The 24196-nt window shown below is 33.5% G+C and carries 13 protein-coding genes; 11 read left to right on the forward strand and 2 right to left on the reverse strand.

The features are described from left to right. Nucleotides 1–9 precede the first annotated feature (9 nt). Nucleotides 10–1371, reverse strand: coding sequence for a hypothetical protein (locus ACJZL3_RS04360; RefSeq protein WP_419198631.1), 1362 nt, complete (start codon nucleotides 1369–1371; stop codon nucleotides 10–12). A 1036-nt stretch (nucleotides 1372–2407) separates the two neighbouring features. Here ACJZL3_RS04360 and ACJZL3_RS04365 point away from each other — a divergent pair. The 8 genes from ACJZL3_RS04365 to ACJZL3_RS04400 all read left to right on the forward strand — a co-directional run bounded on the left by ACJZL3_RS04365 (nucleotide 2408) and on the right by ACJZL3_RS04400 (nucleotide 19036). Then, a complete protein-coding gene (locus ACJZL3_RS04365; RefSeq protein WP_419198632.1) occupies nucleotides 2408–2938 on the forward strand; it encodes a hypothetical protein in 531 nt (176 codons plus the stop codon). Between the two features lie 173 nt (nucleotides 2939–3111). After that, nucleotides 3112–3987 carry a hypothetical protein gene (locus tag ACJZL3_RS04370; RefSeq protein ID WP_419198633.1) on the forward strand — a complete coding sequence of 292 codons (876 nt, stop codon included), beginning with the start codon at nucleotides 3112–3114 and terminating at the stop codon, nucleotides 3985–3987. Nucleotides 3988–4292: 305 nt separating this feature from the next. Further along, nucleotides 4293–4526, forward strand: coding sequence for a hypothetical protein (locus ACJZL3_RS04375; protein ID WP_419198634.1), 234 nt, complete (start codon nucleotides 4293–4295; stop codon nucleotides 4524–4526). Nucleotides 4527–4955: 429 nt separating this feature from the next. Continuing rightward, nucleotides 4956–6245, forward strand: a complete 1290-nt coding sequence (locus ACJZL3_RS04380) for a hypothetical protein (protein ID WP_208571530.1) — start codon at nucleotides 4956–4958, stop codon at nucleotides 6243–6245. 28 nt (nucleotides 6246–6273) lie between these two features. Next, nucleotides 6274–14751 (forward strand): ankyrin repeat domain-containing protein, encoded by an 8478-nt coding sequence (locus ACJZL3_RS04385; RefSeq protein WP_419198635.1) that lies wholly within the window; start codon nucleotides 6274–6276, stop codon nucleotides 14749–14751. Between the two features lie 368 nt (nucleotides 14752–15119). Then, nucleotides 15120–15242, forward strand: coding sequence for a hypothetical protein (locus ACJZL3_RS04390; protein ID WP_419198602.1), 123 nt, complete (start codon nucleotides 15120–15122; stop codon nucleotides 15240–15242). Nucleotides 15243–15285: 43 nt separating this feature from the next. Further along, nucleotides 15286–16533, forward strand: a complete 1248-nt coding sequence (gene ltrA / locus ACJZL3_RS04395) for a group II intron reverse transcriptase/maturase (RefSeq protein ID WP_419198601.1) — start codon at nucleotides 15286–15288, stop codon at nucleotides 16531–16533. 49 nt (nucleotides 16534–16582) lie between these two features. Then, nucleotides 16583–19036, forward strand: coding sequence for an ankyrin repeat domain-containing protein (locus tag ACJZL3_RS04400; RefSeq protein ID WP_419198636.1), 2454 nt, complete (start codon nucleotides 16583–16585; stop codon nucleotides 19034–19036). Between the two features lie 329 nt (nucleotides 19037–19365). On the opposite strand, the gene ACJZL3_RS04405 is transcribed toward ACJZL3_RS04400, so the two are convergent. Then, nucleotides 19366–20307, reverse strand: a complete 942-nt coding sequence (locus ACJZL3_RS04405) for an Rpn family recombination-promoting nuclease/putative transposase (RefSeq protein WP_419198637.1) — start codon at nucleotides 20305–20307, stop codon at nucleotides 19366–19368. A gap of 206 nt (nucleotides 20308–20513) precedes the next feature. Here ACJZL3_RS04405 and mutL point away from each other — a divergent pair, with 206 nt between their 5' ends. The 3 genes from mutL to ACJZL3_RS04420 all read left to right on the forward strand — a co-directional run bounded on the left by mutL (nucleotide 20514) and on the right by ACJZL3_RS04420 (nucleotide 24128). Continuing rightward, the gene (mutL, locus tag ACJZL3_RS04410; protein WP_419198638.1) at nucleotides 20514–22313 is read left to right on the forward strand and encodes a DNA mismatch repair endonuclease MutL; all 1800 of its coding nucleotides are present in this window, start codon (nucleotides 20514–20516) and stop codon (nucleotides 22311–22313) included. A gap of 68 nt (nucleotides 22314–22381) precedes the next feature. Continuing rightward, nucleotides 22382–23305 carry a WO male-killing family protein Wmk gene (gene wmk / locus ACJZL3_RS04415; RefSeq protein WP_208571526.1) on the forward strand — a complete coding sequence of 308 codons (924 nt, stop codon included), beginning with the start codon at nucleotides 22382–22384 and terminating at the stop codon, nucleotides 23303–23305. Nucleotides 23306–23471: 166 nt separating this feature from the next. Continuing rightward, the gene (locus ACJZL3_RS04420) at nucleotides 23472–24128 is read left to right on the forward strand and encodes a JAB domain-containing protein (protein WP_208571525.1); all 657 of its coding nucleotides are present in this window, start codon (nucleotides 23472–23474) and stop codon (nucleotides 24126–24128) included. Nucleotides 24129–24196: the final 68 nt, after the last annotated feature.

A 24196-nucleotide genomic window follows, 5' to 3' on the forward strand; every position in this document is an offset into this window, starting at 1 on the left:
ATAATTCCCCTATTTACTAGGGCTTGAAAATTTCACATTATGTGGGACACCAGTCAGGCTAAGATTTGTTTGCGGCAAACCAGATGGCTCGCCAGCTCCAATATCTGATCCACTACTTTGAGCAACTGAATGCTCTTTCTCACACTCAGATAACTTACCTAATTCAGAAAAGAGTTTTTTTATCAATTGTTGATCTTTGGTAAGTTGCTCTTCACCAACTCCATGTAATGCACTCATTGTTCTTATCAGAGAATCCTTGAGCTCTTGTCTCTGTGTAACCTCAGAATATTTCAATATTTCTAGTATTTCTCTTACTCCCTTCTCTTTTTCTTCTTTACGCAAATCTACAATCAAATCTGCAACTACATATTTAATTGAATAATCTTTAAATACAGATTTTCTACATTTCTCAAAACTTTTATGTTTCCAAACGTACATGATAGCTTCCTTAGCTTGCTCAGCTAAATCTGAATTTAAAAGCATTTTTCCTGATAAAGATGACAATATCACTCCATACTGCCTGGGTGAAAGGGCTTTAGGTTCGAGGGAGTGAAATAAATTCTTAAAAGAGCTAAAGCAATACCCATCAATTAATTTACTTAACACTGCATGATATGTATTTTCTTTAAGATCTCTTTTCAATAATTCATTCTTTTGATTATCACTCATATGTAGTAGACAAAACTCTAAAATATCCGTATCTTTGTAACCCCTTGCTGCAGATAAAGCCGCATTAATTAATAAATCACCTTTATTATAAATGCTCTTGTCATTGTGAATCTTATTATAAAAGAACTCTATACCTTCTCCCCAGTTTTTATTAGAGTTTATTTTTATAGCTTCTTTCAAACCTTCAACTGGTTTATATTCCTTCAATTTTCCAGACTGTTTATCGATATGGGAAGACCAAAAAGCCTTTATAGGGCTACTCTCTTTATGATGATCCAAAAGCTCATCCTTTAGCTTATCATCAGAAATATTTTCTTCAAATGCGCTATTCTTAAACTTCGTAAATACTTGCTCAAACAACCCAGGTACCATATCTTCTAAGCAATATTTACATGCTAAGTAATATCTATCAGAAAGATCAAGTGGATTTTCTCTTCCATTTTGATTCTTTTCTTCGATCAGTTTTGCGCCAACAATTTTATTTTTTAATTCTACTCCATCCCAACAAACATCATCAAAAAATATGTCAGAGAAAAATTCTAGCTCTATTCCACTAAAATCTTCAATCAACTGAATATTAACTCTTAACCATCTTTCGATTCTTAAGCGTTTTCTTGCTTCGGTCTGTTTATTACCATCTCTGACAGTACTTGTTAATCTACTGAGTATTGCATTGTAATTATGATCTAAACCAGATTCCATACTCACTACCCCCATTTATATTTTTATATATCTCTTAGTATAATAAATTATTATTGTCAACAATCATTTTTTTCAAATTTTACCATTTCACAACAGTAAATTTTTTGTTAACATCTTGTCATAGATTGAAGATTTTCAGGAATTTATAAAAGATCTACAATCATAAGGAATTTTCTATATACATCTTGCTTATGCAAAGATAAGGAGCAACATAGTACTTCCATTTGGTTATTTTCTCCTCTTTAGTAACTTAGCAATTATTAAGACATTCTTTTACCTGATCAAGAAACTTGGCTACTTTATCCTTAATTGTAATTTTTAAGAAATACATATATTTAGTGTTACAATGAATTTATTTATTTACTTTTTCCAAAAGCGCGAAAAAAGTACCTATGTTTGTGAGAACAAATTGCAAAAAATAGGGTTGTGTAAATAAAAATGCAAAATTGTTGTAATAAAGTTAGACAAATTAGTTCGTACACAAATTTAGTAAAAGTGGTCTAATACGGCTAATTTTAGGGTATAGTCAAGTTACTATAAAGAAAAGTTCGCATAGAACAAGCAGTAGACCATGCCATCCCAAGAAAAACACTTCTCACCGCCCTTGGTTTTGAACGCTGGAAGTGGTTGTGTTTTTTAAGTTTTTAGCAATATTTATTCCTAGATTAATAACAGATTTATCTAAGAATGAAGAAGAATTAAGGTAAATTTATAGCAAAGATATAATAAAATAAACATAATCTTGCTTGTCAGCGCTAGTTTCAACTTTAAAAACATAAGCCTAGTGACTCAATTAAAGCTTGCATTTCAAAAAACGTAAAACAAATTTATGGATTATTAATGTGATGCTAATAGGCTGTTAATAGAATAAAATTATCGGATTATACTGACTGCTAATTTGTAGCTATTATTGCGATCTCTTGAATATTATATCTAATACTCTGGACTCATACATTGAGTCATAAAATTTAACTTGCTTATTTTTGAATACCATCAATAATTAAGAAAGTGATAATGGAAGCAAGGAGTGTTTTTTATGTTAGGCAAAGAGCGTTCGAAACGATTACGAGATGCTAGAACTACCCCATCAGAACAAAGTAGTGGTTCAAGGAGTTCAGCCAAGGAAAGTCCTGAAGCTGGTTCTAGCTCTGGAAAACGGAGGCGTTGTGTTGACGTAGTATCGAAGAGGCTGCACAATGAGGAAACTAAATTTGCTAAAAGTGTGATTGGTAGAGATGGAATACCTGAATTTGATCAGTTCTTAGATTTTTTAATTAGAGAAAAAAGACTAGAAATTCTGAAAAGAAATGGAATAAACCCAGCTAATATGTCCAGTATTTTACATAGAGCACGAGCTAATGCTGCAAAAGCTTTTAAAGAATTATATGACCTTTGGTTTGATGCAGAAGGAAATAAAACTCAATACTTAAAAACTCTAGAAGAAAACCGAATAAATCTATCTAGTATCTCCAGTATTTTATGTAAGGCAGGAGCTAATGCTGTAAAAGCTTTTAAAGAATTATATGATCTTTGGTTTGATACAGAACGGAAAAAACACGATATTTAAAAACTCTAGAAGAAAAGGGAATAAGTTTTGCTAATATGTCTAGTATTTTGCATGGAACAGGAGCTAACTCTCCTACAGCTTTTAAAGAATTATACGATCTTTGGTTTGATTAGAACGGAAGAAAAACACGATACTTAATAAAACCTGAAGAAAGTGGAGTAGATCTAGTTCGTATGTCTAGTATCTTAAGTGGAGTAGGAGCTAATGCTACAAAAGCTTTTAAAGAATTATATGACCTTTGGTTTGATGCAGAAGGAAATAAAACTCAATATTTAAAAACTCTAGAAAAAGAAAGAGTAAATCTATCTAATGTATCAAGTATTTTAGGTAAAGCAGGAGCTAATGCTGCAAAAGCTTTTAAAGAATTATATGACCTTTGGTTTGATACAGAAGGAAAAAAAACACGATACTTAATAAAACTAGAAGAAAGTGGAGTAGATCTAGTTCGTATGTCTAGTATCTTAAGTGGAGTAGGAGCTAATGCTACAAAAGCTTTTAAAGAATTATATGACCTTTGGTTTGATGAAGATAGGATTTTAGGTACGAATGCAAAAGCTTTTAAAGAATTATATGATCTTTGGTTTGATGAGAACGGAAAAAAAACACAATATTTAAAAACTCTAGAAAAAGAAGGAATAAATCTATCTAATATGTCCAGTATTTTAGGTGGAGCGGGAGCTAATGCTGCAAAAGCTTTTAAAGAATTATATGACCTTTGGTTTGATGAGCAAGGAAATAAAACTCAACATTTAAAGCACTTTATTCAGAAAAAAGGCGAAAAAAGTTTTACGCCACGTAACTTATCCGGAATGTTAGGTGGAGCAGGAGCTAAGGCTAAAGGTGCTTTAGAAAGATTGCATAGTGTTTGTTTTAATGACAAAGGAGAAGAAACAGAACTCTTAAATGATTTCTATAATGCAGGTTTTAAGCCAAAAAACTTATCCTCTATGTCATGTGGAGCAGGAGTTCATGCCTCTTCTACTTTAAAAAAATTGCATAGTGTGTGTTTTACTGATAAAAGGGAAAAAACAAAACTTTTAGATGATTAATATAATGCAGGTTTTTGGCCAGGTGATTTATGCAGTATATTGAGTGGAGCAGCGGATTATTTAGAAAAATTTCATGATTTTTGTTTTATAGGAGAAACAAAAAAGTATTTAAATTATTTCATAAATAAAGAAGGGGGTTTTACAGCTAAGTAATTTATCTGAGATATTACACGGAGCAAAAGCTAATATTTGTTCTCGCTTTAAAAGATTTTCATGATGGTCGCTTTTATGAGGCAGGAAGTAAGTTTTTAGATGGTCCCTATAATGAAGGCTTTAGTCCGAATGATTTATCCAATATATTATCCATGGAAGGAAATAATGCCTCTTCTATTTTAAGGAATTTTCATAAATCTTGTTTTAACAAAGAAAATTATTTAAATCATTTCTTAGCCGAGAAAGAACTTTTTAAGCCGAAAGATTTATCTAAGATATTACATAGAGTAGGAATTAATATTTGTCCTATTTTTGAAAAATTTCATAATCTTTGTTTTGATAAGGCAGGAAACAACAGATTATTTAGACAGTCTTATCAAAAATAAATCGCCGAGAGGTAATTAATACTACTATATGAAAAAGTTTGAAGAGGTCCTTCTATTCTCTTAGGATGATGTATAACTTCAACAAAAAAAAATAATGGAAAAAGGAAAAAACAAAAAAAAAAAAGTAAAAAATCTCGCCCGGCGAACCAATTGATCCCAAAAAAAAAAATCCCCCCCCCTTTTATTTTTAGCCCGGGAAAATTGGTATATTTTTTTTTTTTTAAAAAAAAACGCCACAAAAAAAAAAAAATTTTACTTTCGAAAGAATTAACAAGCGTATGATAAAAAAAAAAAAAAAAAACAAATTGATCCTGTTAAGAGTCTTTCATCGGAAATTACTTTGGGTTGGAAAAATTTCTAAAATCATGATGGTACGTGAGAGGGTTAAGAATCAAAGTATTTTTTCATCATTTGCAAAGAGGGGTAATTATGGAACGTGGAGATATTCCGGAAGTTTTATTTTCATCTATTAAGGAGGATGATCCTTACAAGGCATCTAAGCTCCTCCAAATTGAACGCTGGTGCTATGCACATTGGGGTTTAATCACAAAGATTGGTAAAAAGTGGTACAATTTTCTTGCACAAGTACTATCTGACAAGCAGTCTTGGAAAGAAGTAAGTGGCTTGCACGGAGTTAAGCTTAATAGACAAATGGTAGGTAAAAAGCTTATTGCACCACCAGATTCAGATAATCCCTTTATTAGAGAAAAAAGATATCAGATTGCATGTGAGTGTTGCTTGGAAGATGAAATACGAGCTATATTTGAGGAAAGAAAGGAGGAGTTGTCTGCCCAAGGTAATGACAGTTTGCTTGAATATAGTCACTTAGTTAGGTGTTGTGGAGAAGGTCCTTTAGCTCAGTTTTGGTCACATTTCATTAGTGGGTATCTCGATAAATTGGATTTAAGAGGTCGTCATCCATATGAGTATGGGCTTTACTGCGCTATAGATCGTAGAAAAGTAGAAGCAGTGGAATTCTTTTGGAATAAGATAAAATCATTGCCTGCAGGTGAATTAAGTGCTCAGAAGAAAGATGAGATCTTGATGAAAAATGCAGCTTATACGGCAGGACCTAATTTTCGCATTTATCCTGATATATTTGAGTTTTTCCTGAGTCAGGTAAGTCCTAATAGATATCCAGAGCTTTTAAGAAGAGATTTAGAGAAAAATGGTCATTATGGATCTTTGAATAAAATGAAAGACATGCCCAATTTTGGTAAATTTCAGGAATTGTTTGATTGTTTAAAATCAAGTGAAATTTCAGAAGATGATTACTCTCTTTGGTTGAAATTCATGATAAAGGACTGTCCAGAGCATTATTTAGGTGCTGGTATGGAAGTTTTTATGCATATGTGGAAAAAAGAAGGATTTGATAATCATCGTACTTTCACATTGGACGAGGAAATGATGGAAGATTCTTCTTTTCAAGGAAAATTTTCAGTGCATTTGGTTGAAAAAGGTTTTACGGAGCCAGTATGGGCAATGTTAGATAAGGCTAGTTCTAGACAAATCAAGGAGTTCATGTCTTCCGAAAAAGCAAATGATATACGTTCTATATTAGAGCAAGGAGATAATGAATCATTAAGTAAGTTTTTAGCCTATGGTAAGTCTGCTGATAAAGGGCTTGATAAAAAGAACAAACCTGGTCCAAGTGGTGATTTAGTTGAAGTAGAAGTTAGAAAAACGTATGGTAAGTCCAATGTAAGACTAGGCAAGTAAAAAACATTATATATTGTTGGAGGATTTTGTGCCAAATCAAGAGAAACCACAAGGTTTTGAATTAATAGAGTTGTTGATTCGAGAAGCAGGTTCAAATGCAGGAGCTAGCCCAAGTACTTCAACTCAACAAGGAAGTGATTTTGAATCTTTCAAAGCAAGGTTTCAGTCATATATCGATCAAATTCCATCATATTTACATTCAGTAGGTAAAGAAGGATTTTTTCCTCATTTCTTTTTAGGAAGTTTTTCTACTTTGATAGATACAGAAATTGCGAAAAGTCTGAAGATTAAAAAAATGTATTTTAGATTTGATTCAGGTACATTAAAAGTAGCTGTTATTAGTAATGATAAAATACAATCTTATGAAGACGTTAAAAAGCATGTAAAATTAATTTCTATTTCAGAGCATAACTCTGATAATAAAAACTGTAAGTTTACTTCAGGTGATCTGGTAGAGATATTGAAGAAATGTCTTACTCCACCTAAAGGCAAAAGTATACAAGCTGAAGCTCAAGATATAAAAGATGCATTTAAAGGTCCGATAGATTCTGTATTAGAAATGGACTTTAGGTTAATACATATTTCCAGAAATAATATTAACAAAGAGGGTATTAATGTCGAAGTAATAGATACGAGAGTACTTAATTCTGCTGTTAGCAAAGGTTTTCATGAGGTAAGAGGAGGGTTATGGAATAATCCAGAAAGTGATATAGCTAAGCTGACTAATCCTGATGTGGAAAAAGTGAAAAAGCCTGTTGAAAATATTCTAAAAAAAGTTAGTAAAATTCACTCTGAATATAAGAATTCACTTACCTATGCTCAAGGAACACGAGAAGCAGCGCATCATGGGTTTGTAGTAGGTGTTCTTGTAAATTTTCGCTATAGACATAATCTTAGAGTTTATCTAGAGCAATTTGCAGGAAGGGGTTATGCTGATATTGTTCTGGTACCTCGTGGTAAGGATAGATCATTAAATGCTATTCCTATTATTATAGAGATGAAGGCTGCTACTAAAGCAGAGTTAAAAGAAGGTAAAATAGGAGAAAAGAGTAAAACTACACCAGCAGCTGCTTTAAAGCAAGCTGAGGATTACACGAAAGGTTTTCAACCGAATGTAATGAGAATTTTAACTACTGCAAATGACATGCTATGCGTTGGTGTAAACCTTGATCATCCATCTCCTGTTTCGAATATTGTTGCTAAATCACGTGATCAAGAAATTACTCCTCTTTTTGATGAGGTATTGGTATCTATTAATGAGCACAATAATCGTAAAATTGATAAAGGAGAGTTGAAAGAGCGAATTCAAAATAATATAGAGCGTATTTATCATACATTTCCTGGTACAGGAGAAAAGGGAGATAATCATTATTTTAGCAGGTTTTTGCTAGGACAATCATTATTGTTAAATGAAGTTAAGGTTTTAAATAGCAATTTTGAAAAGCATGTTTTTATTTACGGTGAAAATATACCTACTGAAGCTCAACCTGAACCTAAATCTCAACGTCTTAAAGATCAGAAAAGTAAAGGGCAAGGTGCCGGTCAACCATCTCACTTGGATCAAAGCCATGGAGCTGTAACAATGGTATTTATTCCAAGCAATGCTCAAAAATCAGTTTGTGTAATGAATATTATTGAAACAGATGGAAGAGCTAATGTGATGAACAAGGGAATTCCTCTTGATCGACTTCAGCAAGAAATAGGAGAAAGAAAAATAGTTGAACTAAATCTTAATTTTAACATTAAGAAAAAATCAAAATTTGAAGAGTATTTTAGCGTGGAAGTGGGAGAATCCGTTTCCCTAGAGCAGTATAATAGAAGAGAAACTAATAAATTTGAAGGTAATTTTAAAGATATTCCTTATCCTAAGGATTTTAAGAAAACATTTGATGAAGTACTAGTATCTCAGCTTGCTTCTTTACAAGATCAATCTTCATCAATAGGTAAGTACAAGAAGTTATTTGGCAAAGTAGGCGAGGCAATATTACCTCTTAAAGGTTTAATAGAAAAAGAAGCACATACTCAGGCAGTATTGCATGGAGCATTTGACCATTATAGTGATATCAAGCTAGGAGAACCACAACAAGAAGATAGAGCGTTAATATTAACAGAGTTTCAAACAGGTAGGGGAAAACGCATTGATATGCTAGTTCATGGTATTAAGTTTGCAAACCAAGCCAGCAGTGCTAAAGAGTATGATCCGGTAGGATTGGAGGTTAAAGGACCAAGGGAAGGTAAGACAGCTGATGCATTAATAACAGAAGCAAATAATCAAATAACTAAAGAGTATACAAAAGGTGTTACTTATAAAACGCTTACAGATGGCAACAAAGTTGCTTTTATGGGTGTTATTTTTGACAAAGGGGCGAGTAATACAAATTCTCTTATTTTAGTAAGTAAAGATGAATTTACTCCTGTTAAGGTAGTTCATAGCTCCATTTTTAGTTTTAGCCAATGTGCAACAAGAAAAAGACGTGATATAGGTATACCATGCATAGATTCACGTGATGAAGAAAAGGTTACAAAGGAAGAAAAAAAGCAACGTGTTAAAGAGCTATTTGATATTGATAATGCTAAGGATTTAACTAATGAAATTGTAGATATAGGTCGTGAGCAAGTGTTTGATATGATAGGCAATGCTGATAGGACTGATGTAAAAGTAAAAGATAACAATGGTAATGATAAAAAATTGATAATAGGTGATATTATAGAAATGAAGAATGCAGAAAGATATTTTGTAGATGATTATAGTGATGGTATTGAGATCTTAGTAAAAGTAGGCAGAGATAAGGATCGCGTTATAAAAGAAAAAATAAAAGGACAAAATATTGAGTATTATTTAAGCATCGATGGCTATGAAGTAAAATTCGATGATATAATTAAAAATTTTACTACAGATGCAGAAAGAGAGAAAATTCATAATAAATTACATCAACTATCAAATGATAAGCAGTTGTTAGAGAATAAAAAATACATTGAAGATATAGGTGATGTTCAAACTAATCAAGATTACTCTAATATTGTAGAGGAAATTAAACAGAACTTGCTAGCAAAAGGTGTTAGGGAAGATACTTTTGATACGTTTAAAAATCATTTTGATGATCTTGGTGAAAAAGTTTTTGCAGATTATATTAGTAATGTAGAAAGCAGCCTTCAAGAAAAAGGAATTGCATTTGATCGTGATAAATTTGATTCAGCGAAAATAAAAGGAGCAAAAGGTGGAAAGTTTTTTTCCATGATGGCTATATATGACTTACTTGATAGTATAAGTGATACAGCAACACTTGGACGACATAATAATGATGGTTTAAAGCAAGTATTTGGTATCAATGGTATACTAGATGCTATGGATGATGTTAGGACGAGTGTAAGTATTTCTCCTAATAGCAAAGTAGGAAAATTGGTTAGTAAAATACCACAGGACGTACGTCAAACATTTGTTAAGATTATTAGTAATCCTGTAGTTCAAAGTATTACATTTGCAACCATTGCTTATCAATTTGGATACAGTATAAACGAAATAGCTCAAGGTAATCATCATCCACTAAATTATTATTGGACAGCTAGTAGTGGTGTAAAACTAGCAAGCATGAGCATAAGGCCTGTAAGTGCAGGAGTTAGCTTTACAGTGAAAAGTGTAAGTACAACTACTAAGATTTTAAGAGAATTATCTGCTGCAGGCAAAGTTTTGGGTAGGGCAGCAGTAGTTACTATGGTTGCTGATGTATTGATAACAATTGGCATAGAAGTTCATGAAAGAATGGAATATACTAAAGCAATAGCAGGGCAAGTACCTCTATTACCTGGTGGTGAACAAGCGGAAGTATTTTTTGCAGGGGTAATCAAGTTTTTTACAGGAAGAGATGTAGAAAAAGAATATGAAGACACAATTAGAATAAAAGGTTATTTAACTTACGTAAAAGAAGCAGCTATTAAACTGTTAAATGACAATTATGACATAGATGCGGTTGTACAATACGTAATCTCCATTGAAGAGAAATATAGTGAGGTGATTAAAAATATGGGTGCACAGGCTATATGTATTATGCCATCACCGTATGGTCCTGAGTGTGCGACGCAGATGAAGTGGACATGTGATTTAGAAAAAAAATATAAAGATATCTCTTTTGACAAGATCAATATAGCCTCTAGTGTAAAAAGAGATTTGTCTTCTATTGATATCTCTAAGATATTGACTATGACACCTTATACTTTGGTTATGAGTGAAGGTTGGGAAAGGTTTATCTGTGGTATAAAGAATAGTCCTCAATGCTATCAAGAGATTGAAGAAAAGAAAGTTTATGTTGTTAATATGGATGCAAAACATATCCCTCATCTAACAAAATACGAGTATGAAAATCTTGGCTTAAGAATTGTAGATGCACCATTAACAAATCCGATACAAAAATCTCAATGCAGCAAAACAATCAATACAAAGCACACAGGTGACGATGCGTTCGCTCCATGTAACAGTGGCAAAATTTATAGAAATTGTCAAGAGAGCTTTACTCTCTCAGGCGAACCTTTTATCTTTACTAATCCAACAAGAAAAGAGCATAGTAATACAAAAAAGCAAACATTTCCTAGAGGATCAGTATTATATATTTCAGGACCAAGAACGTTAACAGCAGCAGCAAATTATCCAGCAGTAATGCATATTCCAGAGGGTAGTAATATACGTTATGTTGGCTCAAAAAATAATGAAACTATTTTTATTATTAATGACTATACGTCTGGTACTCTTGAAGGTGGACCAGGAAAAGAAAATACTCTAGTAATGAATGTTAAGGCTAATAATGTCGTTGCAAATTTGCATGGTAGAACTATACGTTATGGTAATAGTAATAACATGAGATTGGTTAACACATATAACTATGTGTCTAATTCTGACAGCAAGCAAAATATTACTACTCACTGTAAAACAAGATTGATTAATGTAAAAAATGCAGAAGTCTGGCAGAATTCATTTAACTGCACAGACAAAGATTATGAAGTTAGAGTAGTTAACAAAGAAAATGTGCATAACAGGGGATTAAAACAAACAATATTTGTTGTTAATGAAGATAGTGATAATGCTAAGATAGTAAGTGATTTGGGCAGTACAGGAAAAATAAAAGGAAATATTGACATAATAAAGGTTCAAGTTGCTAATATCACACAGTGGGGAATAAGTGAAGATATAGAAAAGGTCGGCTATAGCTTAGATGTTTTAGCTAATAATACACAAAGTATTGTTTCAAGTACTAAAATCAATGATTTTAAAAATCTAGTAATTCAAGTAAATAGCAATGGAATAACAGAGTCTGTTGCAATACAAGATAAGTCTTTGTCTGATACAATAGAAGATATTAGATATCAAGAGCTGAAAAGTTCAGGAAGTGATATTAGTAGAGAGGTAATACAAAATAGTGCAAAAAAGTTAAAAGCATTTATACAAGCAAGTATTCTAGACCAACAACTACTTGATACTTACCAAATTGCAAAAGATATTGTCAATAACAATAATTTTGACATACCAGTATCTCAAGTAGAAGTTATTAAAAACCACATGGGAGTACCTAGTGAAAAAGTGATAATTGCTGGCATGTACTCAGGTCAAGTCATTGTTGATTTTAGCTATAGTAGCTCTGACGTTACAAGTAGTTATCAGAAATACCTTAATGGTGGACGGAACTATGGTTATGATGACTATCTGATGCTGTGTAATTACTATCAGGACATTACAATAGAAGGAGAGAAAGGGCAACACCAGTATATTATCAAACTACCAGATACATTAAATAGCAAAACTTCATTGTCGCCAATAAGGCTCAATTTAAAAATAAAAAACAAAGTGGTGTCTTATCAAAACATACCCTATAGTATCATTGATTTTGCTGAGTTAAGTGTAACAGATGTTTATGGTATAAGCATAGAAGAAGGTAAAAGGGATTATATAAATGAATGTTATGGCAAATCAATCTCTGACCTTACAGAGGATAGTTTAAAGATACAAGATATTACAATATTTGATAGTGTAGGTACTAAATGGTCTTTATCCATTGGTTTAGTTGATTATTTTCAAAATCCAGAGAATCAACAAATTGTGTTACAAATGAACAATGAGCTTTATAAAATTGATAGTACAAACTTAGGGCTTGAGCACGTAGAAATGAACCCGGACTCTTTCAGATACTATCAACCAGAGGAACAAGGGTTACAAATTTATCATAATCAACCTATCGATAAGAATGATATTGGTTTGGTTGATTTTAGAGATAAGTCTATATTGGATTTTGATGCCGAGATTACTGATGATAGTTTAGTGTTATCACATAAGAATAATACCTTAGCGAAAGTAGAAAATTGGAATAGTTATCAACCAGCAAGAGAAATGATGTTTGCTTTTAATGATACGATGGTTTCTAATTTGAAATGCATAGTCTCTACTTGTAATTCAGAAGATATTATAGAGGATTTTTATAAGGAAAAAGTAGATTTATTAAAAGAGCAGGTATTTAATGCAACATTGCAAAGAAATAATAGTAAAGCTGAGGATTTGATAAAAAAGATTAAAAGTATAGATATTGGAAATGAGCATGAATTAACACCTTTAAATATGGCTATTCAAGGAGGTAGGTTGGATGTAGTAAAAGTTCTTTTTGATAGAAAGGATTTTAGTGTTGAAAATAAGGACGCCCTTCCTCTGCACTTAGCTGCTCAGGAGGGTAAATTAAATATAGCTGAGTTCCTTATCGATAAAGGTTATGATATTAAAGCTGAAGATAAAGATAGTAGAACACCTCTTCGTATAGCTGGTTGCAATGGTAATTTAGATGTGGTCAAATTCTTCCTTAGTAAGGATGCAACAAGTATTGAGGATAGAAACAACGATCCATATAAGATGATGGAAACGGTTAAGGTTTTAAAGAAGGAGATTATTAATCAAGCAGAAACCGTGCCTAACGTAAAAAGATGGGCAGAGTTTTTTGTAGAAAAGTTAAAATATTCAATAAAAAATGTAGTAAAAGAGAAGCTAAAGGATGGTATGTTACATGATCGTTATGGTTCGGTTAATACACTTGCTAATGACATTTATAATTTCGATCAAAGGTTGTTTAATAATACAATTAAGGGAGTGATAAATGACGTATATGGGAAAGTAGATACGAAAAAAATATTAAGTTGTGTAGAAAGCCATAATGATGTTAGTCAGCGTATATTGGGTTATGTGGCTGTATTTAACGCAATGCAAAGAAATAATGATTTAAATAATGATGCAGTATTTAAGTTAGCTTACTATGTCAAAGAAGTAATGGAGATGAAGAACTATTCTGATGTCAATCAAGAAGATAGATCTAACCTTGAGAAACTAAAAGGCAGATTGCCAGAATCAGTGAGAAATGCAGTATTTGCGTCAGAAGTATGCATTAAAAATATTGATCATAATGAATATTTATATGCTGCTAATAGTTGTTTTAATTATGACAGCAATAGAAGAAGAGTATTTACTTGGATTTCAAAGGATGAAAAAAATGATAAGTTTAGGTGGAAGATTAAACCTGATGGTGACAACTTTAATATAGTGAATGCTGAATTTAATGAAAATTTATATGCTGCTAGTGATTATTTCAATTATGACAACGACAGGAGAATGGTATTTACTTGGGTTTCAGGTGGAGGAGTTGCACGAGATGTGTGGATGATTAAACCTGATGGTAACAACTGTTCTATAATGAATGTTAAGCTTAAAGAACATTTATATGCTGCTGATTATGCTAAATATGACAATGATAGGCGTAGAGTATTTACTTGGATTCCAGGAGATCAGGTTCTGCAAGGGATGTGGATAATTGAAGATTGTGGGTCTAATGTAAGAAAAACGAGAAATGCAGATGCTGGTTCTAGTTTAGATATAGTAAGGGTTTCAAGGCAAGCACAATTAGATCATGCATTGTTGAATGTAACAAAAGTTGGCAATATTAGTGAAGTAACAGGCCTTGTTAATCAAGGAGCTAATGTTAATACTGAAGACAGAGATGGTAATACCCCTGCACGCAATGCTGTATTAAAAGGTCACTTTGGTATATTTAAATACCTTGTTGAAAATGGCGTTAGTTTAGAGGGTAAAGATCATCGTTGTGGCCCCTCTATATGTGATGCTTCTTATAGTGGTAATTTGGATATACTAAAGTACCTTATTAGCAAATGTGTTGATATTAATGATACTGATAAAAATGGTTGGACACCGCTACATTTTGCTGCATGGAGAGGCTACTTAGAAGTTGCTAACTTTTTAATAGAAAAGGGTGCTGATATTAACGTTGAGAACATTTTTGGCAGGAAACCTATACACATTGCTGCTGAAAACAATAACAAAAACATTATAGAATTTTTCCTCAGCAAAGGAATGAGCATTGATGATACTGATAGAGATGGTCGCACTCCTCTATACTATGCCTCTTGGAATGGTCATTTAGACATGGTAAAGTACCTTGTAGATAAGGGAGCTGACGGTGTGCCGTAGAGATACAAAGAATGTTCAAGTAAGAGCAAACTAAGTGCAAAAGCTGCACAGTAGATGAGGGTAGGTCCCTCGGAGCCGGTTTACAAGAGCAGGCTTCAAACAACCATAAGCTGCTTTGGTAAAGAGCCAAGGTAGTGAGCGTTATGGAAAAGGCATAATTATATGTCATGTAAGGAATAGAGAGATGAACGAAAGTGAACCACTGATGAAGTGTCGAAACCTTTTAAATGACGTCAAAACCAGGGGGTCGTTTGTAACCTGGGATAAATCTATCGGGAGCTTGTTTACTGGATAGATGGCGTCCGGCATAAAGGTGGCATGAATCCATTTCAGGCTATTGTGTGGAACTACGGGAACCTGTCGTTTCGATGATAAGGGAGAAATCCAAGGAGCTAAACTCTAAGGATGAGAGTACCGATGCGAAAAACAGGGGCGGATCAGCTCGTAGTAGTGAAGAAGTTTCTGTAATGGAAATCGAGAGAAGGGGCTGAGTTATTTAGTTTTAATGATTTATCAACCGAAAGGGAGGAGTTAATGAGTAAAACAAAGTCTTTTGATATATCAAAGCAACTTATTTGGAGAGCTTATAAACAAGTATCGAAAAATAAAGGTGCTGCTGGTGTGGATGAGGTTTCGATAACAAAGGTTGAAGAAAATCTAAAAGATAATCTGTACAAACTATGGAATAGGATGTCATCCGGAAGTTATTTTCCAGAGCCGGTAAAAGCTGTTGCGATACCAAAAGATACAGGAGGGCAAAGAATTTTATGTGTTCCTTCAGTATTCGACAGGATAGGGCAAACGGCTGCTGCTATGTATCTAGAGCCGCTGGTAGAACCAAAATTTCATGAGGATTCATATGGTTATAGACCAAATAAGTCTGCACTGGATGCGGTAGATACAGCTCGTAAAAGATGCTGGAGGTACGATTGGACGATAGATCTTGATATATCTGGATTTTTCGACAATTTGGACCACGGCTTGGCATTGCAAGCTATCAAAAAGCACACAGACTGCAAATGGGTCATACTGTATGTTGAGAGGTGGATGAAAGCCCCCATTCAGCAAGCAGATGGCAGTAAGGTAGTTAGGGATAAAGGAGTTCCGCAAGGAGGTTCAGTTAGCCCAATCATCTCTAATATATTCATGCATCATGTGTTTGATATATGGATGAAAAAGAACTACCCGACGGTACCATTTGAGAGGTATGTGGATGATGCGATAGTGCACTGCAGAACAGAGAAACAGGCAGAGTTTGTGAAAGTAATGATCGAAGAAAGATTGGCTGAGTATAAGTTGAAATTACATCCTGAAAAGACACAGATAGTGTACTGTAAGGATGACAATAGGAGTGGTGGATTTCCTAAACAAAGTTTTGATTTTCTGGGTTACACATTCAGACCCAGGTTAGCAAGAAATAAAATAGGGAAATATTTTGTCTCATTTCTCCCAGCAATTAGCAACAAGGCCAAGAAAAAGATTACTACAACCATAAGGTCATGGAAAATGCTACGAAATACGCATATAACATTAGAGGAGATGTCAGGAAAAGTAAATCCAATAGTCAGAGGCTGGTATCAGTACTATGGCAAATTTTACAGAACTGAAGTATACAAATCTCTAAAGAATATAGAGCGGCATCTAGAAAAGTGGGTGAAAAGGAAATATAAGAGACTCAGGAGTCACGGAAGACTAGCAAGACAATTTCTAGGAAAGGTGAGAAAGAGGTCTCCGGATATTTTCTATCACTGGACACTAGGGTTAGGCCAAAAGGCTGAATAATGGAAGCTGTATAAATCAAGAGGTTTACGTACAGTTTTGCGAGAGACTGGTGGGGAAGTTCCACTGGTCTACTCTCCTTCATACTCAAGACAAAGGTGGTAAAACATTGCTGGGTATTGCTACTGATCAAAAACACAATAATATTGTAGAGTATTTAAAACAAGTGCAATTAGATAAAGAATTATTGATTGCAGCACAATATGGAAATCTTAGCAAAGTTGAAGATCTTGTAAGTCAAGGAGCTAGCTTAAGTGCTAAGTATAGAGATGGCCGAACTCTTATGCATTGTGCTGCTTATGGGGGCGAGCTAAATGTAGTAAAATATCTTGTGGTAGGTGAAAAAAGTAGTTTAAAAATTAAAGATAATAGTGGTAGAATTCCCCTTCACTATGCTGCTTACAATGGTAAACTAGATATAGTAAAATATTTTATAGACGAAGAAAAAATTGATGTTAATATTAAAGATCATGGTGGCTGGGTACCTCTATATTATGCTTCTTGTGGTGGTTATTCTAATGTAATAAACTACCTTGGTAAAATACATAATTCAGATTTGATAGGTAACTTACAAGAAAATTCTACGTCTTTAGAAATCCCAAATAGTAATAACATTGAGGTTCAAGACAAACTTGGTAGAACACCCTTACATCTTGCTGCCAAAGCAGGTGATCTGAGCAAAATAAAACTTCTTTGTGATGATTATAATGCTAATATTGAAGCTCAAGACAATTCTGGTTATACACCAATTTTTTTCGCTACTCAATCAGGAAAATTGAATGTAGTGAGTCTTGTTCTTTATTATGGTGCTAATATTAATGCTCAAGATATGTATGGTTCTACGCCTTTACACTATGCTGCTCAAGAAGGTAACTTAGGTATGATTCAGCTTCTTCTTAGTAGATGTGCTAGGATTGAGCTTCTAGATAGGAATGGTTGGACACCTATACTTTTTGCTGCTCGAGAAAGTAAATGGAATGCAGTAGAACTTCTCGTTAGTAAGGGTGCTAAATTTAATAATGAAATAACGTATCAGGGAACACCTTTACATTTTGCTGTTCTAGAGGGTAATTTGGATACGGTTAAATTTCTTATTGATAAAGGTGCTAATATTGAGTCTCAAGACGACTATAATAAAAAACCTTTGCATCTTGCTGTTAGGGTGAACAGATTGGATATAGTAAAATTTCTTCTTGATAAGCACGCTAACATTGAGGCTAGAGACATGGATGGTGATATACCTTTAGAATTGGCTATTCAAAGTGGTTACAAAGATATAGAGGAAGTCTTAAGGCAAGCACAATTAGATCTAGATAAAGAATTATTGAATGCTGCAAAAAGCGGAGACCTTGATAAAGTTAAAGAATGTATAAAACGGGGTGCTTATATTAATACTAAGAGTAGTAATGGAAGGACTTCTTTACACTGGGCTGCATTTGAAGGTTGCTTACCCGGAGTAGAGTATCTTATAAAGGAAGTTGCTGACATTAATGCTAAGGATAACACTAGTAGGACTCCTCTACACTATGCTGCTAGAAATGGTCATTTAGATGTAGTAAAATACCTTATAGAAGAAGGTGCTGATTTTGAAGTTAAAGACAAGGATGATAAAACACCGTTGGATCTTGCTTCTTGGAAAAAACATAATGATGTTATAAAATATTTAGAGAAAATCAAAGAAGAAAGAGACAAAACTGTTCAACGCAAACGCCGTCATCACCATGGAGATCATGCTCGTCACCATATGTCAAGAAAACCACTTGCTATAGATTCAAGTAATCAACCTGAAATAGCAACAAGCAGTGCAATAAAACCATCTTCCTGGATAAATGATTTATTTAATTGGGTAAAAGGCTCTGTAGGTGGATTATTAAATTCTAAACCTACATTATCTAAGGAAACATCAAACACTTCAAGTCCAATCTCACAAGTTGATGCAAAAATGGATGTAAATGGTACAATAATATTGCTTGACGTGCTGGTTAGAAAGGTAACGGGTCAAAGGTATATTTCTACAGTAGATCAGTCTATATCTCCACTAGAAGCACAGGGATATGTACTTAATATTACAAAGGGATTTGAGAAAGTAGTAGAGCAAGCTGGATTAAAAAGCGGTGTATCAATGCATCGATTAAATATTGATTTTGTGGAAATACAGAAAGAAGTTACAGGAAAAATCATGAGTGGTAAATTTGATGAGATTTCGGGAATTTTAAACTCATACCTAGAAGAAGCATGTCCTGGTAGAGAAGCAGGATGCCCTGGTAAGTTAAGTCCGAAAAAGTTTGACAAGTTTATAGCTCAATTTAATAAGGGTCTGCTAAATCAATCAATAGAGCAGATATTACACAACAGAGATGGTAGATTAGAAGTTGATGATGCAAAGCAAATGAGTTTAGAGCCTCAAAGTTATTTAAGTAATGCTTCAGTTCACAGCAATTCAGAAGTATCAACTTGTCTTTCTGAGATAGGAGTAACCAAGCTTGGAGGTAATATCAATAGGTAGGTTATAATGTAAGAGGTAATATGTCAAGTAGTGGAAAATTTAAAGTGAGGGTAGCCAAAATAATTAGGGAAACCAGTAGCAAGTTTGATAGTCTTAATACTAAAATGGATGAAGTAGACATTAAATGCTAAGTGGTTAATATGTTTTCCATATTGAACTTACAGCACGTAGCTTCGATGTAGAAGTTTGGGTAACGTTATGATAGTAATCTATGTAATTCTATGTGTAATCTTTATAGCTATTTTAGACAGTTCATTAGATTCTTAATTAGGGAATATATCTAACTTAAAGAAGATTTTCATAAATGTTAAAGTGAATAAGTAGGAATATTATGTTTTTTCTTTGAGTTGTGAAATTTCAGAATGAGAAAAACCTGTAGTTTGTGATATGATATCAGTAGAGACACCAGCTTTAAGTAGGTTTTTTGCCACAGCTATTTTAGCTTGTTTTTCTCCCTCTTCCCTACCTTTTTGATGGCCGATTTGGATGCCTTCTTGTCTACCTTCTTGTCTACCTTCTTGTCTACCTTTTTGAGTGGCATCATCGAGTTTTTGAGCAAGGACAGCCTGTTCATCACGAATACGCTTGATCTCTTGTTCATAGGCAATAAATTCTTTTTCTGACCAGTTGAACCTATTTAGTTCTTCATATGCTCTTTTGATTATTAGATCACTTCCTATTATTCTCTCTAGCTCTTCTTCACTAGTTTCGTCTGCATATCTAAAGAAGTAGACCCATTTTTCAACTATACTTGAAAGCTGATCTTCTTTGGTTTTTGGAAATTTAGGTAACTCAATAAATATAAAGTAAAAATCTTTTAGATCATGTTCATTAGTATCTTCATCGCGAATAGTATGCTTTGATTTGTACTCAGACTTATCAGGGAATAAAATACAATCTGCTATAGCAATAAAGATAATTTCCTTAAGGTCATGGTATTGATCACCTTTATCAGCCTGTCTTGAGTAAGCTTTAGCAGCATAGTATTGTGCACGTTTTTCAAAGCCCTTAGTTTTAGCGACCTGCATTTCAACTATGACTTGCAGCCCATTTTCATCTCTACAAAGAACATCAACAATGCTTTGTTTTTTAGAAGCAATATCAGGGTCTTGAATAGTACTTAAGAACTCTATATCCTTTATTGTACTTTTGCCAGTGAAGCCAAGGATATCATTAAGGAAGTGAATAAGAATGTCCTTATTTTTTTCAGTACCAAAGATGCGCTTGAACGATATATCATTTTTTGGATCGAGAAACTTCGAAAGAGCCATGAGAAAGTAAGATAAAAAGCATTAATAATTATACACAATTGTGAAGAAATATTCAACTAAAATTAAACTACAGGAGAGCTTGCCATAAAATTTTGGCCTGGGTTTTTACAACTATTTCTGTTTTTAAATTAGTTAAGACACCTAATAGAGGACTTGATTTGCATTGATATTCAAGCTATATCCTGATCAGACTGAGAGTTGAAAATATGGCAATAATTCTTTTAGACACAAAAACTATAAATCGTATAGCAGCAGGAGAGGTAATAGAGAGGCCAGCAAGTGTAGTAAAGGAATTAGTAGAAAATGCAATAGATGCTGGAAGTGCGGAAATAGAGATCAAAATAGAAAGTGGTGGGCGTAATCTTATAACTGTAACAGACGATGGAAATGGAATAAAAAAGAACGATCTAGAACTAGCGTTTATGAGGCATGCCACTTCAAAATTAAGAGATAGTGAGTTAATAGAAATCAAGCACCTTGGCTTTAGAGGAGAAGCTTTACCTTCAATTGCAGCAGTAAGTAGAATGAAATTATCGTCTAAGGCAAGTGAAGCAAAGGAAGCATGGTCTATAAGGTATGAGGGAGGAGAAAAAATAAGAGAGATTACACCTTGTTCTTTGCTACAGGGTACATATATTGAAGTTCGTGACTTATTTTTTGCCACTCCAAATAGATTAAAATTTCTAAAAACCGAGAGGGCAGAAACACAAGCTATAGTTGATATTGTAAATAACTTAGCAATGATTAACTATAGTATTGGGTTTACTCTCACTTCCAGTAATAAAAAGCTCTTAAAATATGCTAAACAAACTTCATTCTTTAACAGACTATGTGAAATAGAAGAAGAATTTCAGAGCAATTCGCTGGAAGTTAAAGAGGAAGAAGAAGGAATCAAACTTACGGGACACATCTGTAAACCAACTATTAGTCGTGGCAATTCAACTCAGATCTATACGTTTGTTAATGGAAGGCCAATAAAAGACAATCTACTTATTGGTGCAATTCGATATGCGTATCAAGATTTTATTCCAAGTGGGAGGTATCCTTTTGCAGTGCTGCACTTAGAGATACCATACGATCAAGTAGATGTAAATGTGCATCCAAATAAATCAGAGGTAAGGTTTCAGAACAAGAGGCTAGTATATGAAATAGTGAGAAGAGGAATAATAAAAGCATTATCGACTAGAGTAGGCACGTTTGCAGCAAGTGATGTTAAGTCTCAAAGTATTGAAGAGTTTGATAGCCAAGAGAAGGTTAATAGTGAAGAGGAAAAAAATCAAAAAGAGTTTTATGAAAAGAGGCCAAGTCTTTTAGAAAATCGTCTAATGAAAGAATTCAATGCACCAGATGAAAGAAGGCAAAGCTTACCAGAAACGTTTAAGTATGGAGAATCTCCATCCCAAAAGGAAGCGATGGTTCTAGAAAGGGAGCAAATTGATTTAATAGAGGATCATCCTCTAGGGTATGCACGCTGTCAGGTCCACAGTACTTACATTATTGCTGAGGCTAAAGGCAAATTAATTATAGTAGACCAGCATGCAGCCCATGAGAGATTGATATACGAGTGCTTAAAGCAAAAATCAAGCATAAAAAGACAAAAACTTCTCATTCCTGAAATAGTTGAGATTAAAAACCAAGCAGGAATGGAGATGGTTGAAACTTATAAAGATAAGCTTTTTGAAATGGGTTTTGGTATTGAAATAGAATCAGAAAATAAAGTAAGAGTGAAAGAAATACCTGCAATTTTAGGAACAGTAAATATGAAAGAGATGGTGATGAATATAGTTGATAGATTAATGGAGATAGGAGGTACTCTACCTGTAGAAGAAAAAGTGTTAGCTACTATTGCGTGCCATGGAGCAGGGAGAAAAATGAAGTTAGAGGAAATGAACGAGCTACTGAGAGGAATGGAAGAAACACCGTATGCTGGGCAATGTAACCACGGAAGACCAACTTACATAGAAATGAAACTAAGTGATATAGAAAAATTATTTGAAAGGAGATGAGTTCAGTTTGTCAAAAAGGTTCCCAATTAAGTATACGTAACAGCTCTTCTGGTTATGGAGTATAAAATTTGAAAAAAGAGAATAAATGCTCTAATTTTTTAGATTACAAAGTAATAGGACAGGAAGTAAGAAATCGTAGGTTAGCAAAGGGATATACTCAAAAAGATTTAGCGGGAAAAATCGGCGTAACGTATCAAATAGTACTACAATATGAAAAAGGAACACGCAAAATTTCGATTGAGAAGTTGTACGCTATAGCAGAAGTGTTATCGATTGGTATTATAGATCTCATTCCTGTATCAAATGAGAAAATCTGTCTTAAAAATGAAGAACTAAGTCTAATAAGAAAATATAAAACGATTAATGATCAGGAATTACGTAGAATATTTTGTTTACTAACCAAAATTGCCCAAGTTGGTGAAGAAAATAGTAAAAAAACAGAAAGAATAAAAATTGCAAAGGGTCTGGTTAAAGGAGGAGTTTCTGTTGATATTGTTGCAAAAACAATTGGCCTCTCTGCTGATGAATTTGTTGAAGAAAAAACGGGTTCTATATACTACAAAATAGGAAAAAAGATAAAAGAATGGAGACTAGTGCGGAAATATACTCAGAAGGATTTAGCAGAGAAAATGACTAAAACACGTGATGAAATAAGCAACTATGAGCAAGGACGTGTGGCTATTCCACTGGAAAAATTGTATGCAATAGCGGAAACATTATCGATTAATATTACAGATCTACTAATAGAAGAAGATGAAGGTAGTAAAGTGGAAAATGAGCTACCTGATTTGATTAAAGAATACAAAGAAATTGAGAGCCAAGAACTACGTAATGTACTAATAAAATCTATGTTTAAAAGCATACAAATTTGTGAGGAGAAAATTAGAGAAGAAGAAAGAATCAAAATTGCAAAGAACTTAGTTAAAAAAGGAATTTCTACCGATATTATTTTGCAAATAACAGGCCTCTCTTTAGGCGAAATTCAACAATAAAAAAATCACCATATATTAATATCTTCACCTATTCATGAAAAAATAAGTAAAAAAGATTGAGAAATTGATTTGACTTCACTCGGAAGCTATGGCTCTATGCCAATGCTGATAAAAAAACAGCAGTAAATATTTAAAAAAAGTTTGTTGTTAGTGAAGGGTAAATTATATGAATAAAAGTAAAGAGGAAATAGAGTTCAGAATATTAGAAAGCAAAGGCAAAGCATTACTTGATCGTGAAATAATGGAAACGTTTCTAAGTGCAGTACATGAAAGGCCACAAGCTCAAGAAATTGCTAAAAATCTGGTGAATACTTATACAGGAGTAGGAAGGATTTTAGGCCGAGAAATGGATGACCTGAAAGTTATAGAAGGAGTAACTGATTCTGCAGTAGCAATGATTATGTGTGTTAAGGAAACACTAGAAAGGGTGCTCAGAGAAAAGCTTAAGAGTGAGCCAATAATGGACTTACAAGGGCTAGTAGAGTATTTGAACGTAAGTATAGGACACTCAGAAAGGGAATGTGTAAAAATACTGTATTTGAATAAGAGGCGCCAATTAATCGGAGAAGAATTCTATATTGGTGAAATGGAAAAAGCACCAGTATACATAAAGGAAATTATAAGAAAAGCATTAATAAAGAATGCAACATTAGTAATAATGTCACACAACCATCCTGGGGGACGCTTAGAACCATCAGAAGAAGATCAGGAAGTAACGAAGAGCTTAGCAGCAGCATGTAGTACTGTAAGCGTTAGATTATTTGATCATATTATTATCACAAGTGGAGGCTATTTCAGCTTTCGAGAAAACGGATTGTTATAGTAGAAAGTATTTGCAAATCTACTCACTATAATTTATAATGAGTAGTAGAATGTATAACAACTATACAC

The organism is Wolbachia endosymbiont of Rhagoletis cingulata (assembly GCF_048537655.1).
Taxonomy (GTDB): Bacteria; Pseudomonadota; Alphaproteobacteria; order Rickettsiales; family Anaplasmataceae; genus Wolbachia; species Wolbachia pipientis.

Coding starts and splice junctions, on each gene's coding strand:
- ACJZL3_RS04360 (WP_419198631.1), bottom strand. CDS start 1,371: ATGGAATCTGGTTTAGATCATAATTACAATGCAATACTCAGTAGATTA.
- ACJZL3_RS04365 (WP_419198632.1), top strand. CDS start 2,408: ATGTTAGGCAAAGAGCGTTCGAAACGATTACGAGATGCTAGAACTACC.
- ACJZL3_RS04370 (WP_419198633.1), top strand. CDS start 3,112: ATGTCTAGTATCTTAAGTGGAGTAGGAGCTAATGCTACAAAAGCTTTT.
- ACJZL3_RS04375 (WP_419198634.1), top strand. CDS start 4,293: ATGGAAGGAAATAATGCCTCTTCTATTTTAAGGAATTTTCATAAATCT.
- ACJZL3_RS04380 (WP_208571530.1), top strand. CDS start 4,956: ATGGAACGTGGAGATATTCCGGAAGTTTTATTTTCATCTATTAAGGAG.
- ACJZL3_RS04390 (WP_419198602.1), top strand. CDS start 15,120: ATGATAAGGGAGAAATCCAAGGAGCTAAACTCTAAGGATGAGAGTACC.
- ltrA (WP_419198601.1), top strand. CDS start 15,286: ATGAGTAAAACAAAGTCTTTTGATATATCAAAGCAACTTATTTGGAGA.
- ACJZL3_RS04405 (WP_419198637.1), bottom strand. CDS start 20,307: ATGGCTCTTTCGAAGTTTCTCGATCCAAAAAATGATATATCGTTCAAG.
- mutL (WP_419198638.1), top strand. CDS start 20,514: ATGGCAATAATTCTTTTAGACACAAAAACTATAAATCGTATAGCAGCA.
- ACJZL3_RS04420 (WP_208571525.1), top strand. CDS start 23,472: ATGAATAAAAGTAAAGAGGAAATAGAGTTCAGAATATTAGAAAGCAAA.